Annotated in this window: 1 protein-coding gene; it reads right to left on the bottom strand. The window is 52.8% G+C overall.

The features are described from left to right. The coding region (locus SB679_RS24425; RefSeq protein ID WP_410704854.1) for a hypothetical protein at positions 1-269 on the bottom strand (269 nt) is incomplete at both ends.

Raw genomic sequence — 269 nt, forward strand, 5'->3', positions numbered from 1 at the left:
CTTCGGCTCCCGCACTAATTCAAAACCGTCAGCGAGCGAACTGTATCGCCATCCAAACTGTTCGCGGGTGGAAGAATCAAAAGTCAACAGGGGTTCACCCGCTTCCAGCACCCCGTCGCCAAGCAATAATTCTTGCGCAAGTTGCAGCCCTGATATAACCACTGCCGCATTACCGCCAACGCGATCACTGGCTGTCATGCCATCGATGGAATCATGAATCCCGAAAACGATAGTGCCGATGTTGCCGAAGATGGGTACATAGCCAAAGG

The sequence above is a fragment of the Chryseobacterium sp. SIMBA_029 genome, from assembly GCF_046535275.1.
In the GTDB taxonomy this organism is placed as follows: Bacteria; Bacteroidota; Bacteroidia; order Flavobacteriales; family Weeksellaceae; genus Chryseobacterium.